General features: G+C 68.6%; 14 protein-coding genes and 2 pseudogenes. 9 read left to right on the forward strand and 7 right to left on the reverse strand.

The window, feature by feature from the left end; genetic code table 11:
- Positions 1-86: 86 nt before the first annotated feature.
- From NL1_RS13505 to NL1_RS40020, 4 genes and pseudogenes are all read left to right on the forward strand, one after another.
- Entirely contained in the window at positions 87-509 is a 423-nt protein-coding gene (locus NL1_RS13505; protein ID WP_067838827.1) for a YciI family protein, read from the forward strand.
- 3 nt (positions 510-512) lie between these two features.
- On the forward strand, positions 513-1,808 hold the full coding sequence (locus NL1_RS13510; RefSeq protein WP_067838830.1) for an RNA polymerase sigma factor: 1,296 nt from the start codon (positions 513-515) through the stop codon (positions 1,806-1,808).
- 244 nt (positions 1,809-2,052) lie between these two features.
- The gene (locus NL1_RS13515; protein ID WP_444980019.1) at positions 2,053-3,000 is read left to right on the forward strand and encodes an alpha/beta hydrolase; all 948 of its coding nucleotides are present in this window, start codon (positions 2,053-2,055) and stop codon (positions 2,998-3,000) included.
- A 208-nt stretch (positions 3,001-3,208) separates the two neighbouring features.
- Positions 3,209-6,232 (forward strand): annotated as a pseudogene (locus tag NL1_RS40020) (Tn3 family transposase).
- Between the two features lie 248 nt (positions 6,233-6,480).
- Here NL1_RS40020 and NL1_RS13525 read toward each other — a convergent pair.
- Both NL1_RS13525 and NL1_RS13530 read right to left on the reverse strand, forming a co-directional pair.
- Entirely contained in the window at positions 6,481-7,494 is a 1,014-nt protein-coding gene (locus NL1_RS13525) for an NADPH:quinone reductase (protein ID WP_067838833.1), read from the reverse strand.
- A complete protein-coding gene (locus NL1_RS13530) occupies positions 7,491-8,357 on the reverse strand; it encodes an aldo/keto reductase (RefSeq protein ID WP_307622639.1) in 867 nt (288 codons plus the stop codon). The genes NL1_RS13525 and NL1_RS13530 overlap by 4 nt, the downstream gene beginning before the upstream one ends.
- Before the next feature lie 196 nt (positions 8,358-8,553).
- Here NL1_RS13530 and NL1_RS13535 point away from each other — a divergent pair, with 196 nt between their 5' ends.
- Entirely contained in the window at positions 8,554-9,141 is a 588-nt protein-coding gene (locus NL1_RS13535) for a TetR/AcrR family transcriptional regulator (protein WP_067838839.1), read from the forward strand.
- A 302-nt stretch (positions 9,142-9,443) separates the two neighbouring features.
- Here the strand turns inward: NL1_RS13535 and NL1_RS37515 are convergent.
- Positions 9,444-9,539 (reverse strand): annotated as a pseudogene (locus NL1_RS37515) (DUF5131 family protein); the annotation flags it as partial.
- Positions 9,540-9,963: 424 nt separating this feature from the next.
- On the opposite strand from NL1_RS37515, the gene NL1_RS13545 reads away from it, so the two are divergent.
- Entirely contained in the window at positions 9,964-10,902 is a 939-nt protein-coding gene (locus NL1_RS13545; RefSeq protein ID WP_067838845.1) for a LysR family transcriptional regulator, read from the forward strand.
- Positions 10,903-10,934: 32 nt separating this feature from the next.
- Positions 10,935-11,237: a DUF6506 family protein gene (locus NL1_RS13550; protein WP_067838848.1), complete on the forward strand. Its 303-nt coding sequence runs from the start codon at positions 10,935-10,937 to the stop codon at positions 11,235-11,237.
- A 743-nt stretch (positions 11,238-11,980) separates the two neighbouring features.
- Here the strand turns inward: NL1_RS13550 and NL1_RS13555 are convergent.
- Together NL1_RS13555 and NL1_RS13560 are read right to left on the reverse strand one after the other, a co-directional pair.
- Positions 11,981-12,331 carry a cupredoxin domain-containing protein gene (locus NL1_RS13555; RefSeq protein ID WP_067838851.1) on the reverse strand — a complete coding sequence of 117 codons (351 nt, stop codon included), beginning with the start codon at positions 12,329-12,331 and terminating at the stop codon, positions 11,981-11,983.
- A gap of 32 nt (positions 12,332-12,363) precedes the next feature.
- Positions 12,364-13,041, reverse strand: a complete 678-nt coding sequence (locus NL1_RS13560) for a phosphodiesterase (RefSeq protein WP_067838854.1) — start codon at positions 13,039-13,041, stop codon at positions 12,364-12,366.
- Between the two features lie 268 nt (positions 13,042-13,309).
- Between NL1_RS13560 and NL1_RS13565 the strand changes: the two genes are divergently transcribed.
- Positions 13,310-13,657 carry a hypothetical protein gene (locus NL1_RS13565; RefSeq protein ID WP_156094831.1) on the forward strand — a complete coding sequence of 116 codons (348 nt, stop codon included), beginning with the start codon at positions 13,310-13,312 and terminating at the stop codon, positions 13,655-13,657.
- 123 nt (positions 13,658-13,780) lie between these two features.
- Positions 13,781-14,365, forward strand: a complete 585-nt coding sequence (locus NL1_RS13570) for an HAD domain-containing protein (RefSeq protein ID WP_245673235.1) — start codon at positions 13,781-13,783, stop codon at positions 14,363-14,365.
- A gap of 52 nt (positions 14,366-14,417) precedes the next feature.
- Here NL1_RS13570 and NL1_RS39000 read toward each other — a convergent pair whose 3' ends face one another.
- The gene (locus NL1_RS39000; protein WP_218024405.1) at positions 14,418-14,588 is read right to left on the reverse strand and encodes a hypothetical protein; all 171 of its coding nucleotides are present in this window, start codon (positions 14,586-14,588) and stop codon (positions 14,418-14,420) included.
- A gap of 1 nt (position 14,589) precedes the next feature.
- Positions 14,590-15,607, reverse strand: a 1,018-nt coding sequence (locus NL1_RS38155; protein ID WP_162272728.1) for a hypothetical protein, incomplete at its 5' end; no start/stop codon positions are given.

Genomic DNA, 15,607 nt, shown 5'->3' on the forward strand with positions numbered 1-15,607 from the left:
TTCGCGGAAGGTGTCGATCCGGCGGCTTCTCGTTCGACGTCATCAGTGGCAGGGTCGAAGGACGGCCCCGACGGAAGGAGTTACTTGTGAAGTACATGCTGATCATGCGCTCGACGGACGAGGCGTTGGAGGCGGCGAAGAACATGCCGTTCGAGGAGATCATCGAGTCCATGGGCAAGTACAACGAGGCCCTGATGAAGGCGGGCGTCGTGGTGGGCGGCGAGGGGCTCGCCGAGCCCGACCAGGGATTCGTCGTCGACTACGACGAGGATCCGCCGATGGTCACCGACGGCCCGTACGGCGAGACGAAGGAGCTGTTCGGCGGCTTCTGGATCCTCGACGTGTCCTCCAAGGAGGAAGCGATCGAATGGGCCAAGCGGGCGCCGCTCGGCCGCGGCTCGAAGATGGAGGTGCGGCGGGTCCACGAGATGGAGGACTTCCCCGCGGACAACGAGTGGATCCGCAAAGAGGCCGCCTGGCGCGACGAGCTGGAACAGCGCAAGAGCTGACCGATGACCGACACCGAGCCGGAGCGCCGCCCGCATCCACCGGATCGGGAATCGGTACGGCGCTCCGTCGCGGCGGTCTGGCGGATCGAGGCCGGTCGGATCATCGCCACGCTGACACGCACGGTCGGGGATTTCGGCGCGGCCGAGGACCTCGCCCAGGAGGCGCTCGCCGACGCGCTCGCCCAGTGGCCGCACAGCGGGGTGCCGAGGAATCCCGCGGCGTGGCTCACCACGGTCGCCAAACGCCGTGCCGTAGATGGCTGGCGGCGGCAACAGCGGTACGACGAGCGGCTGGCGGCGCTCGCGCGGGAACTCGCGACCGAGCGCACCGAGGGACACGAGCCCGAATTGCCGTGGGACCCGGACGCCATCGATGACGACCTGCTGCGACTGGTGTTCATCTCGTGCCATCCGGTGCTGTCCAGGCCCGCGCAGGTCGCGCTGACGCTGCGGGTGATCGGCGGGCTGTCGAGCGCGGAGATCGCGCGGGCCTGCCTGCTCCCGGTGGCCACGGTGCAGCAGCGCATCGTGCGCGCCAAGAAGACACTCGCCGCGGCCAAGGCGCCCTTCGAGTTGCCGCCGCGGGCGCAGTTCGAACAGCGGTTGAGCGCCGTGCTCGCGGTGCTGTATCTGATGTTCAACGAAGGGCACACCGCCGCAACGGGATCGGAGTGGATGCGCCCGGAGCTGAGCCGGGAAGCGTTGCGGCTGGGCCGGATTCTCGCCGGGCTCGTGCCACGCGAGCCGGAGGTCCACGGACTGGTCGCGCTGATGGAGCTGACCGCGGCCCGCTTCCCCGCGCGGGTGGACGCGCACGGCGATCCGGTGCTGCTGGCCGATCAGGACCGGCGGCGCTGGGATCGCGGCGCTATCGCCCGCGGGCGAGCCGCGCTGGCGCGCTGCGACGGGCTCGGCCGGGGCCGCGGCCCCTACGCGCTGCAAGCCGGGATCGCCGAATGCCACGCGGTGGCCGCCTCGGTCACCGACACCGATTGGGAGCTCATCGTCCTGCTCTACGACGCACTCGGCCGGCTCCACCCCTCCCCCGTAGTCGAACTCAACCGCGCCGTCGCACTCTCCATGGCCCGCGGTCCCGCCGCCGCACTATCCATCATCGACGACCTGATCGCCGACGGACGCCTCGCCGACTATCACCTGCTACACGCCACCCACGGCGAACTACTCGCCCGAGTCGGCCGCCGCGACCAGGCGCGCACCGCATTCCAGACCGCCGCCCAGCTCACCGAGAACCAGCGCGAACGAACCCTCTTGCTGCGCAAGGCCTCCGCACAGAACTGAACGAGGGTGAAGCACAGTGTGCTCGCACCATGACCGACGGTGCGAGCGTGTCCGGTCAGCCGAGAGCCGGATGCACCTCCGTGGTGGCCGCTGGGCCCGCGTCGACGGCATCTGTCACCGGCGTCGCAATCCGCCTGCGGTCCAGCGGCATTCGCACGCATGACAGGCCTTCGCAAGACCCCAATCCTGGTGGCGATGAAACTGGTTGCGGTAGATGTGATCTCGGGGCGGGTATCCCGGTGCAGTGACGGTTGGCAAGTACGTGCTCGTATTTCTCGGTGTCGTCGCGGTGGGCGTTGGTCTGTCGTTCGTGTCGGTCCGGCCGGTGTCCGCGGCGCCGGCGGCGCATGTGGTCGGTGAGGCGCCGCTCGGTGCGGCGGCGGTGCGGATGGATGTGTATTCGCCGTCCATGGATGCCGTGGTGACCAATCGCGTGATTCCCGCGGCGGGCGATGGGCCCGCGCCGACGTTGTATCTGCTCACCGGCATCGGCGGCGGCGAGGACGGGATCTCCTGGTGGGACGACACCGACGTGGCGCGGTTCTTCGCCGACAAGCACGTCAACGTGGTGATGCCGGTCGGCGGCGCGTTCAGCATGTACACCGATTGGCAGGCCGACGACCCGGCGCTCGGCCGCAATCGCTGGCAGACCTACCTCACCGAAGAACTCCCCGCGGTCGTCGACGAGCGGCTCGGCGCCACCGGACGCAATGCCGTCGCCGGTGTCTCGATGAGCGCGGCCTCCGCGGTCGACCTCGCCATCCAGGCCCCCGGCCGCTACCGCGCGGTCGCCGCCTACAGCGGCTGCCCTTGGGCGGCGGACCCGCTCGGGATCGCCTTCGTCACCGCGCAGGTGGGTCGCGGCGGCGCCGATCCCGCCAACATGTGGGGCCCGCCGGGCGGCGACGGGTGGCGCGCACACGACGCCTTCGCCCGCGCCGGCGCGTTGGCCGGGAAGACCGTCTACCTGTCCGCGGGCTCCGGCCTGCCCGGCACGATCGACCGCGGCCTGCCGTTCCCGCCCATCGAGGCCATCGCGAACGCGTGCACCGCGGCGTTCGCCGGTCGGCTCGCCCAGCTCGGCATCCCCGCCGTGCACGTGGAACGTCCGACCGGCTCGCACACCTGGGGATTGTTCGAAAGGGATCTGCACGAATCCTGGCCGCACCTGGCCAGCGCGATCGGCGCGTGAAACGAACGTCGGAGGCATCGCCTCGGAGCCACGCCAGTTGCCCACGTGGGCAATGCCTTTGGGGGTTCCGGTAGTAATCGCCGAAAAAACAACGGATATACGTAATCCGTTGGTATCGAGCTAGTTTCGTGCTGGGGATGCGTGTTTGGGCTGGTAGTGCTTGGCTTGGCGCTGATGTGGCTTGTCGGCGTGGTGGAGGTCGGGGTTCGTGGCGACGCGGGTGTTCGCGGACGAGGAGTTGGCGCGTCTGCGGGGGTTCCCGGAGATCAGCCGTGAGGAGCTGTATCGGTTTTTCAAGCTGACCCCATCGGACTTGGCGTTCATCGCGCCGGGCCGGGGCCGTGGCCCGGCGGATCGACTTGGTCTGTCTGTGGCGCTGTGCACGCTGCCGTGGTTGGGGTTCGTGCCGGCCAAGGTGTCGACGGCGCCGCCGGTGGCGGTGGCCCGGTTGGCTTCCCAGCTGGATGTCGATGCGGGCGAGATCGGTTCCTACGGCCGTCGAGCGCAGACACGGACCGATCATCTGCGCCTGGTGGCGCAGTATCTGGGCTGGCGGGGCGCGGGGACGATGGAGCTGAAAGAGCTGGATGAGTTCTTGCTGGCGCGGGCGATGGAGCACGATTCCCCGACGCTGCTGTTCCGGCTGGTGTGTGAGTACTGATCTCGGCGAAGGTGATCCGGCCGGGCCCGGTGGTGCTAGTGGAGCACGTTGCTCACGCCCGCGAGCAAGCGCAGCGGGAAACCTATGACCGGCTGGCGCACGAACTCACGCCGCAGCGGTGCGCGGAGCTGGACGGGCTGCTGGTCACCGATGTCTCGCTGAAGATGTCGCGGTTGCGGTGGCTTGCGACCGGGCCGGTGGAAGCGTCCGCAGCGGCGGTGAAGGCCGAGGTCGACAAGCTCGGGTTCCTGCGCACCCTGGGCGCCGACCGCCTCGATATGTCGGTGCTGCCCGCCGAGCGACGCCGGTTCCTGGCGACGATGGGCCGCCGCCTGACCAGCCAGGCACTGGAACGGCGGGAGCCGCAGCGGCGTCATCCGATCCTGCTCACGGTGCTGGCGCAGTCGGCCGCCGATGTGCTCGATGAAGTGGTCGCGTTGTTCGACCAGGCGATCTCGGCGAAATTCAGTGCCGCCGAAAGGCGGATGAAAGACGAGCTGGCCGAACGCGGCAAGTCTGGTGAGGACCGGCAAGCCCTGCTGGACGAGCTGCTGGCGATCGTCACCGACGCGGCGATCGCCGATGAACAGATCGGCGGCCTGATCCGCGGGGACCGGATCGGGTGGGAGCGGTTGCGGGCGGCGATAGCGCAGGCCAAACCCCGGCTGCCGCGTGATCACGGGCATCTGGCCGGCCCTGAACACCTCGTACTCCTATCTTCGCCAGTTCACCCCGGCTGTGCTGTCGAGCGTCGGGTTCGCCGGCGGCATCGCGGCGACCGAGCTGCTGATCGCGGTGGCCATGCTGCGTGAGCTGATCGCCACCGGCCGCCGCAAGGTGTTCGACGAGGCTCCGACCGGGTTCGTACCCGCCAAGTGGCGCGGCTACCTCGAGGAGGCCCGCCGCTCCGGCAATCCCACCGCCTACCGGCACTATTGGGAGCTGTGCGTACTGCTCGGCTTGCGTGACGGGCTGCGCGCCGGGGACGTGTTCGTGCCTGGTTCGCGCCGGTATGCCGATCCGGCGGCGTATCTGCTCACCCCGGCCCAGTGGGAGCCTCAGCGCGCCGAATTCTGCCGTCTGGTCGGCAAATCCGCTGATCCGGCCCGAGCGCTGGCGGACGCGGTCGATGAACTACACGAGTCTGTCGGTGAGCTGGAGAAGATACTCGCCGACGGTGATGGCCCGGTCCGTCTCGATGATGAGGGTGATCTGGTGATCTCACCGCTGACCGCCGAAGACGTGCCGGCGGAGGCGAAGGTGCTGAAGGCGGAGCTGACCGAGATGCTGCCGTTCGCGCCGATCGTGTCGCTGCTGATCGAGCTGGACAACCGCACCGTTTACCTGGACTGTTTCACTCACGCCACCGGCAAGCACGCCCGCAGCTCCGACCTGAAACGCAACCTCATCGCGGTCCTGCTGGCCAACGCGACCAACCTCGGGCTGCGCAGCATGGCCGACGCCTGCGGCATCTCCTACGACATTCTGCGGTGGACCGAGGAATGGTATGTGCGGGAGGAGACGCTGCGTGCGGCGAATCTGGCGATCATCGACTACCACCAAAGATTGCCGCTCACCGCGATTTTCGGTGGCGGCACCCTGTCGTCCAGCGACGGGCAGCGGTTCCCGACCCGCGGCAAGTCGACCACCGCCCGCACGGTCCCGCACTTCTTCGCCGACCAGGGCCTGTCTACCTACACGTGGCTCACCGATCAGCACACCACCTACGGCACCAAGGTGATCGTCACGACGCGGCGCGAGGCGCACTATGTGCTGGACGAGATCCTGGGCAACGCCAAGGATCTGCCGATCACCGAGCACGCGACAGATACTCATGGCGTGACCCTGGTGAACTTTGCGTTGTTCGACCTGCTCGGCATGCAGCTCTCGCCCCGCATCCGGGATCTGGGCAAGATCACCCTGTACCGGCCAGGGTCGCGCTCGCAGATCGAGTCGCAGTTCCCGCACGCTGGGCCGCTGTTGACCCGCAAACTGAATCTCGACCTGATCGGCGAGCACTACGATGATTTGCTTCGTCTGACCGGGTCGCTGAAGTTCGGGCACGCGACCGCGTCGCTGCTGGTCGGGAAGCTGTCGGCGTCGGGGCGGCAGAACGCGCTGGCTGCGGCGCTGAAAGAGTATGGGGCCCTTCGTCGTACGATCTACGCCGCACGCTATTTGTCCGATCCGGATTACCGGCGCAAGATCGCTCGCCAGCTCAACAGGGGCGAGTCGGTCCACGCGCTCAAACGCGACCTGCTCTATGCCCACGAGGGCATGATCCGGGCACGGCATCTCGAGGACCAGGCCGAACAAATGTGGTGCCTGACCCTGGCGACGAATGCGGTCATCGCCTGGACGACAGAATATTTCGGTCTCGCAGTGGAGCAGATGCGGCGTGAGGGCCGCCGGGTCGATGACGAGGTGCTGGCTCACGTGTCCCCGGCCCACAGCGAGAACATCAACTTCTTCGGCGCCATCGAGGTAGACATCGACGCCGAGCTGGCCCAGCTCGGGCCGACCGGCTATCGGCCCCTACGAATGCGCGACACACTGTTCCGATGTCTATGACCGCCACGGTCCTGCTTGACATCCAGCCGTGGCCGTTTCGAACGCGCGCTATGCGGCTGCAGGGCGTCGCGAACAAGGTAGATCACCTCGTCACGATCATCGGTCACGCTGTGGTCGGGATGGAATCCGATGTCTCGCGGCCCCGCAGCGAGGGTCGTCGATCACCGCACACACCCAGTGGCAGAGCGTCCGCCTGGGTGAAGGGCGCGGCCCGCACTGACCTACATAACGAGCGGGCCGGAGGACCGTCACGACATGACGTCGACCAGGACCTTGCCGACCGCGCCGCCCTCGACTGCCCGGTGGGCATCCGCGGTGCGGTGGAGCGGAAAGCGGACCAGCGGCAGGCCGTGCTCCTCGCCAACCGGTAGGGCTCCATCACCGACGGCGGCGGCGACGTCTTCGACGGCCGCGGCGCGAACGTCAGGACCGGCGGTGTAGAGCACCAGGAACTGCAGGCGGGTGTTGCGCACCATGTTCTGCAGCACGTTCAATTCGACCGGATGACCACCGTCGTTGGCGTAGGTCGAGATCGTGCCGCGCGGCCGCAGCACGGCCAGGTCCAGGGCCAGATTCACGCCCAGCGCCACCTCGGCGACGATGTCCACGCCATCAGCCGCGATCGCACGGATCTCGGCGACTGGATCACCCTCGCGGTAGTTGACCACGTGGTGAGCGCCGGCGGCGGTGGCCAGCCGGGCCTTCTCCGGGCTGCTGACCGTGCTGATCACAGTGGCACCGGCCCAGCGGGCGAGCTGGATCACCGCGTGCCCGACCGCCCCGGCCCCGCCCGCGGCGAGTACCACCTTGCCCGCCAGCGCGCCGGGCCGCAGCCGGCGCGGCCCGTCCTCGGCGACGGTGAGTGCACGGTGCGCGGTGAGCGCGGGAACACCGAGGGCGGCGCCGACATCGAAACCGGCCTCGTCCGGCAGCGGCACGGCCTGCCCGGCCGGCACAACGGTGAACTCCGCGGCGGTGCCGGTGGCCCGTCCCGCGGCGGCCATGAACAGCCATACCCGCTGGCCGACCCGGCTCTGATCGACCCCCTCACCGACGGCGTCGATCACACCGGCACCGTCCAGGTGCGGCGTGATCTCCGGGAACGCCATGGCCTGGGCGGCGCGAGCCTGCCAGTCGGTGGGGTTGACCCCGGACACGGCCACCCGGACGCGGACCTCACCGGGAGCGGGCACGGGCGGTTCGCAGTCGACGAGCTGGAGAACGTCGGGACCGCCGTTGTCGCGGTAGACGACGGCCTTCACGACGCCGCGCCGATCGCGACGTTGTTGGAGCGGGACTCGACGGCGTCGAGAGTGGCCAACGTGTCCGCATCGAAGGCGATCTCGCCGACCGCCATATTGACCTCCAGGTGGGAGGCGTCGCCGGTGCCGGGGATGAGCAGGATATTCGGCGCGTGGCGCAGCAGCCAAGCCAGACCGACCTGGGACGGAGTCACGTCCAGGGACTCGGCCACGGCGTGCACGGCCGACTCGTCGGTGACCTTGGGCAAGCTCGGGAATCCTCCGCCGAGCGGGAAGAACGGCACCCACGCGATGCCCTCGGCCGTGCACAGCCGCAGCGTGTCCTCGTCGTCACGGGAGACGAGGCTGTAGGCGTTCTGCACGCAGACGATGCCGGCAGGCAGTGCGCGGCGCAGGACATCGAGGGTGACGCTACTCAGGCCGATGGCGCCGATCTTGCCCTCGTCACGCAGGGCGGTCATGGTCGCCAGCTGGTCGTCGAGGTCGACCACCTGGTCGCCCTCGGGACGCAATCCGGGGCCGGTGTCCAGGCGTCGGAGGTTGACCACGGGGAGCTGTTCGACGCCAAGGCTGCGCAGGTTGTCCTCGACGCCGGCCCGCAGCTGTTCGGGCCGCTGCGCGATCCGCAGCGGCAGTCGCCCGCCCGGGTTGGGCTCGGCGCCGACCTTGGTGACGACCAGCACGCCGTCCTCGGGACGCAGGGCTTCACGGATCACGGCGTTGGCGAAGCCGAAGCCATAGAACTCGGCGGTATCGACGTGGTCGACGCCCAGCTCGACGGCACGCCGGAGCAGGGCGACAGCCTCGTCGTGACGGTCGTGTAGCCGCGGAAGTTGGGCCGCGCCGTAGCCGATCCGGGACACGGAGCGACCGGCAAGGGAAGCGGTGGAGGTGTTGATGACGAGTCTCCTTGGTCGCTGGTGCTGTGATGCCGCTACCTTATAGAATTGTGATGACAGATTGCAATATTTGTCAGTCAGATGGCAAAGTTTGACCGCCGACTCGGTGGCGACATAGGTTCACGAGGCCGATGACGTGACCAGCCGACAAGGAGGCCCGATGCGCGGAGAGCCGCTCGACGCGGAGACGATCGTGTCGGCCACCGAGGAGATCCTGCGCCGTCACGGTCCAGACAAGACGACGGTGCTCGACGTCGCACGGCAACTGGGCGTGAGCCACGGCAGCGTGTACCGGCACTTCGCGTCCAAGGCCGCGCTCCGCGAGGCCGTGATCCGGCGCTGGCTCGACCAGGTACGGAACGAGCTCGCTACCGTGGCGCACAACTCCGAACTGCCCCCGGCTGAGCGGTTACGAGCACTGCTCACCACCATGTTCGCCACCAAGTGGGCGAAAGCCAGGGAGGACCCGGAGCTGTTCGCCACCTTCCGAGTGCTGGCGGCCGAGCACAGCACCGTGTCCGCCGGCCATGTCGGCTTCCTGCTCGCCCAGCTGCGGGACATCATCATCGACGGTGTCGCCACGGGCGACCTCGCCACCGGCGAGCCTGAGGTGATCGCACGGGCCGTCCTGAACGCGACGAGCCGCTTCCACGACCCGACACACGCCGCGGAATGGCATTCCCCCGAGACCGAAGCGGACTCCGCAGCGGTCGTCTCGCTCATCCTCGACGGTCTCCGGGCCCGGTGACGTCCTCGGGGTGACGTTGGTCCGCAGTGACCGGGCGGCCGCTGCCCTGAACCAAAGATGTCTGACGCACAGACCATCCGGTAATCGGTAATCGAGTGCGTTCGCCGGACGCACCCAGGCGCGCCGGACCCACTCGCCGATGGCGTCAGCCTTCACCGATGGCCAACGTCAGGATCCGACCAGCGTAGCCAGGGCGACGACACGCATTCTCACAAATGATCAGATACGAGAGTTCCGCGACAGCCCCGGATCGACCACCGAACCCGCAGGCCACCATTCGCAAAACTCCTCTCGAAACCCACCATGAGCAGGGCATAGCAGTTGTCGCATCCGGCGCTGATGCGGTCGCATCCGGTGACCGGGTTCCAGGTGGTGTCGGTCCATTCGATGCCGGTCATGCGGCGGTCCTTTCGATGTCCTCGCCGGTGATGGCCTCGACGAGTGCGCATCCGATGACCTCGGATGCGGCGGGGTGACGGCGTTGCCGTAGCCGCGGGCCTGGGTCCGCTTGTCGCCCAACGCCTTGAACGTCGCCGGGAACGCCATCCCGGCCCGGATCTCCGGCGGTTCGAGCATCCGGAAGGTGCAGTCTGCGAGCAGCTGTTCGCGGTCGATGCCCAACAGCCCGAACCGGTCGCGGGTGGTCAGGGTGCCCATCGGCTCCTCGACCGGGTGCGCGCAGCCGGTGCGGTAGTAGGGCACCAGCAGATGCCGCAGCTCCTGCGGCGGCTGGACCAGGCCGTGATGAAACCCGCTCGCTGCGAAAGATCCGCCGCGACCAGCTCAGCGACACCGACCGCTGAAGTGCGTTAGCGTCGTCGGGTGGAGTTGCGACAGTTGCGGTATTTCCTCGCGGTGGCCGAGGAGCGCAATCTCACCCGGGCCGCCGACCTGGTCGGGATCCGGCCGACCTCGCTGAGTCAGCAGATCATCGCGCTGGAACGCGAGCTCGGTGCGGCACTGTTCGTGCGCACGGCGGCGGGAATGTCGGTGACACCAGCCGGTCTGCGACTGGTGCCGCACGCGCGGGCAGCGGTGGACGCGACGCGCTGGGCACAGCGTTCGGTGCGGGAGAGCCACGTTCTTCGTGTCGCTGTGACGCCCGGAGCGCCGCCTCAGTTCGCGGCGGCGATCTGGCAGGCCGCGGGTGATCCGGTCGCCGAGATCACCGATATGCAGACCGCGGAACAGCTTTCGGCGCTGCGGGCGGGAACCCTCGACGCCGGGGTGCTCCTGCTGCCCGCCGACCTGGCTGGACTCGAGCATGCGGTCGTCGCCGATGTCGAGCTCGGTGTAGTGGTAGCGGACGGGCATCGGCTGGCACAGCAGCAGGCACTGCGATGGACCGACCTCGAGGGCAGCGCACTGCTGTGGTTCGCGCGTTCGGCGGCGCCGGGCTATTACGACGCCGTCCGCGAATCCTGGACGCGCGCGGGCTGGCAGCCCGCGGCGATTCGCGAGAGTTCGCCGCGCCGAGCGTTGTTCACCGCCGAACTCGGTTTCGGAGGCGATGTCCTCGCTCTCCGCCCGGCCTGGGATGTCCGCCCCGGCGACGGGTTGTCGTGGATTCCGTTTGCCGCCGAGGCAGCCCGCATCCGCTACGCCCTCGTCTGGAACACAGCGGATTCCGCCGCTGCCCGTTACCGCGAGATAGCGGCTGACCTGGCGTGTGCGGTTCCGCCACAGGCTCATCCGGTGCCGCCTCGTGGACAGGACGCCCGGCGATCGGCTCAGCTGGAGAGCGATCGGGTCGCGCCATAGCGCGGCCGAACCGCACTTCGAGAGGTACTGAGATGGCGCTCACCGCATGGGGATTCATCTACACCGCGTCCGGCAGTGATCCGGCTCGGGAAACGGTCGTCGAAACTCCCGGCTGCCGCTCGGTATTCGTCGGAGTGAACGATCCGAGCCAGGTGGTCGACGTGGCGCGGCGACTGGTCGACGGCGGCGCGCAGTTGATCGAACTGTGCGGTGGTTTCGGCCCCGTCTGGACCGCCCGGGTGATCGAGGCGGTCCAGGGAGCGGTTCCGGTGGGCGCCGTGGCCTACGGCACCGAAGCCGTCGACCAGGTGCACGCGCTGTTCGCCGACCACTGACCGGTCAGCATTTGTCCCGGCCGGAAGCGGTGCCTTGCACGCGGCGCATCGGCGACGCATACGCCCACCTTGCACCACGCCAATCAGGCCATCAACCCACTCACATGGACGACCGTTCGGACCCGCGTCACCGTGACGGTTTCGCGAATGCTCACCAGATCACGTTCGTCCCGCATTTAGCGCCTTCTACCTGCGAAAACAAAGGGTTCAAAAACACCCTCTCAGCGTGACTTTTCTCGCGGATGTTCCAAGCGCCGCCAATTGCATCGGATGCGAATTCGCAGCGCAACAGAATCTGGAATTCGGGTCGCGAAACCTCCCGTCCACTGTTTCATAGGTGATCACCCATGAAACAGCCCGAGATCGGTTGGCCGTCCAGGACATTCGATGTTTCATAGGACGGTGCAGGGGCCGGGAGTCCACGCCGCCGCTCGTGCCGGAGCGTGAAGAGCCAGCGGCACAGGAACTTTCGGTGCGGCGGCTGGTGCGCCAGGTCATCGCCCCGGCGAGGTCTTCAAGGTCGGCGATCTGCTCGCGCGGCTCGCGCGCCTGGGCATCACGATGACGCCGGGCAAGGTCACCGGCATCCTCGACTACTGGGCAGCGCGCTCCCAGCTCGCCCTCATCGCGCCCGGCGTCTATCGCCGCCCGCTCGAACCCGACGACGCTGCCTGAACTGCACCTTCGCCATATCCGCCCGATTTTCGGCGATTACTACCGAAACCCCCTTTGACGGTCTCCGGCTATTGCCGCACGCTCAGCCACCCGTCCATCAGCGCGTGGTATTCGCAGAAGAACGGGTGGGAACCGATTTCGACCGGCGCGGAGAAGGTGACGTTCCGGCCGGGAGCGATGTCGTGATCGAACAGCCCGGGTCGTTTGCTGGTGATGCTGTGGACCACCAGATCGTGGTTGGCCACCGTGATCTTCGCGCCGGGGGTGATCGGCGGCGTGCCCGTGTACTGGAGGTTCTCGATCGTGATGGTGACCGCCGGGATCGGTGGCGGGCCGGGTGGCGGGACGACCGCGGGCTCCTCCTCGGCCTCACCGCCGCACCCGGCTGCCACCACGAGCAGCGTCAGCACCACGGCCATTCGTAGCGATCCACCGGCCGGGCGCGACGCGTTCATGGCTGTTCGCCACGCCCGCTGCGGCTGCCCACGTACGCGAGTTCGCGCAACCGGCCGATCACCTCGGGAAGAATCCTGACCTCGTCGGGATGGTTCGTCATCGGGTCGAAGAAGTCGGTCCGGTAGTCGCCGGGGTCGACCGGATGCAGCGTCACCTCGGCGAGCTTGCGCTCCGGTGTGCCGATCGCGCTCGCCCAGAGCACGAAGGTGGCGGGTTCGTCGCGCAGGTGGTCGGCGAGCGCGTCGAGGGACGGCGTCTCGGGTTGGTGGCCGTCCGGCTCGGCGAAGATCCAGGTCGGCGCGGAGTCGCCGAGGCGATAGGGCATCAGGCAGCCGTACCAGGCCGTGCGCCAGCTGCGCGCGGGGGTGATCACGAAGCGGCCGAGCGCACCGCGGCCGGTGGTCGTCAGCGCGAAGTCCCACGGATGGTCGTCGCGGTCGAGCACCCGTAGCGCGAGGCCGAGCACATCGGGCAGCCCGGCCGGAGTGCCGATGCCCTTGGACGCCCTCCCCAGCACGGCGCGCTCCCCCGCCCCGAACAGCCACTCGTACTCGGGTTCGGCGTGCAACCGCCCGGACAGGCGCAACCCGTTGGGATACAAGACCCGGGCGTGGCGCAATCTCGCCACCCCGGAGAAAACACCGCGCACGGCATCCGCTGCGAGATCGGTCATCGCGACTCCTTCGATCGGGACGGTCGACACTCACCGTCTGCCCCGCCGCGCGGGCACTAAACGGGCCGACCGGGGGTCGCGTCGGCGAGGCGGAGCAGCCGGGGGGCACGCGGCGTGTGGCAGGAGCCTTCGCGTGGGTACTCCGTCATCGATGACAAACACATCCCAGTTTCCCGAGGCGGTGAGCACGATGACATCGACGCAGGCGCTTCGACCGACCACAGAGACGGTCACGGTGCGAGTACCAGCGCGGCGCATCGGAGTGACGATGCTGCGCACGACCGTGGAATCGACCGCCCTGGTCGCCGACGCCGACGCCGACGACGCGGCCGAGCTCGGACTGATCGTCGAGGAGGTCGCGCGCGGACTCGTCGACGCCGCGACCGACGGCTCGATGCTCGACTGCACCCTGTCGTGCACCGGCCACGCGGCGCAAGTGCGGCTGTCCGCGATCATCCGCTCCGAACTGCACAAGGATCGCCACGCGGTCGGCTGGCAGATCGTGGACGCGCTCACCAGAGACACCAGGGTGATCCGATCGAATTTCGACCACGCCAGGCACGGCTATCCGACCGAAGTCGATTTCGATTGGCAGCGTGGGGTTTCCGCCGCCTGAACGGACCGGCGACCGACGACAGCGCCGCGTCGACACCGGATCACGGTGTGACGGAACCTGATTCGTAAGCGACGATCATCGCTCGAGTGCGGTCGCGCCTCTGGGATGGTGGAGTATGTCGGTGTGAGTGCTGTAGGCAACCCGATGAGCGCCCGCCCCCTGCTGTATATCGACGTCGACGGCCCGCTGAACCCGTTCGCGGCGAAACCACATCGGCGACCGGAAGGCTACGAGACGCATCGGATGCTGCCGGATACGTGGATCGCGCAGCACGGCGGCAAGCCGTATTGGCGGGTCAAGCCGTTGCGTGTGTGGTTGAACCCCGCGCACGGTCCGGCGTTGTCGGCGTTGGCCGACCGGTTCGAGCTGGTGTGGGCGACAACGTGGCAGCACGACGCGAACACGCATATCGGCCCGAAGCTCGGGTTACCGGAGCTGCCGGTCGTCGAGTGGCAGAACACGAACCGGGCCGGGCCGGACGGGACGTTCTTCAAGACCGCGGAGCTGGTGCAACACGCCGCCGGGCGCCCGTTCGCATGGATCGATGACGACCTGAGCACCCCCGACCGTCTGTACGTGGAACGCGAACATGCCGGCGCCGCACTGCTGCATTGGGTGGATCCGGCCAAGGGTCTGCTGGACGAGGATTTCGATGCCCTCGCGGCGTGGGCGGACAGTCAGGGTGACACGACGCCCACGGCGGCCTGAGTGGTGCGCCCGCGTCCCACCCGATCGGCACGGGGTGGGACGCGGGCGGAGATCACTTCGCGGGGGCGGGCGGCATCGGGGTGTTGATGGTGGTGAAGTACTGCGCGGCGGCCAGGATGGCTACCGGCGCGGTCACCAGGAGCTGGCCGGTGACGGTGCCCAGGGCGCGTCGGCTCGAGGCCCATCGGAAAGCCAGGGCGGACGGCGTCTCGCCGGCCCGCACCTCACCCGGCCATTGCGCGATCGAGGAACCATTGCCCCAGCCAGTCGACGGCGGTCCGGCCGTCGGCGTCGATCACGTAGTGGCCGTAACTCTGGTGTGCACCCGAGGTGACGAAGGCCGTCGCGCTCAACGCTTCCGAAATCAATCGCAGCAAGGCGTCGGGCCCCTGCCCGCCGACCGCGCCGAGCACATCGCGGGTGAGCCGGTGCAGCTCCGCGCCCGCGGCCCCGGTGAGATCGTCCACGGCCAGCGCCACGAAGCCGAACAATGTCGGAACCACGGCGTTCATCCGCGCCGCGATGTCCAGCGGCGCCGCGCCTGCGCTCACGGCCTGGACGACGCCCCACAGGTCGTCCTGCAGCAGGCTCACCTGCTCGACCAGCGCGGGCGCGTCGATCTCCGCGAGCGCCCGCACCACTTGCGCAGCGAGGTGGACCGCGCCGCTGTCGTCCGGGATCAGCCCCAGCAGCCGCGACACCTCGCGCAGATCGTCCCGTACCGTCCGCAGCAGCGGCGCGAACGCCGAATTGAGCTGCACGACAATCTCGTACAGTTCGCGTACGACGGCCGTGAAGTCCACACCCGCGCCGATCATGGTGGCCAAGCGCACGAGCGCTTCACCCATCGCGGGCAGGCGCGCGGCGAACTGGACGCTGTCGGCGGCCACCGCCGCGATCCGCCCGATCAGCACCGAGGGCCACCGCTCGGCGAGCACCAGCCACGCCTCGCGCAGCGCCGCATCGGATTCGGTGCGGACCAGATCCAGCAGCGGCGCCGTCGCGTCCACCACACGAGCCACGGCATCGCCTTGCACGGCGGCAGATTCGCGGCCGGGCTCGGCGATGGTGTCCAGCGCGTCCAGCGCGGCGCCGATATCGGATCGGGCCACGCCGTCCAGCACGGCCGACGCCAGCCGCTCCGGCGGCGCGCCCTCGGCGAGATCACCTCGTGCCGTGGGATGTTCGTCCATCCAGCGAGCCAGCTCGCGCAACGGACGCAGCGTCGCGACCAGCCCGCCC

The organism is Nocardia lijiangensis NBRC 108240, assembly GCF_001613045.1.
GTDB classification, from domain to species: domain Bacteria; phylum Actinomycetota; class Actinomycetes; order Mycobacteriales; family Mycobacteriaceae; genus Nocardia; species Nocardia lijiangensis.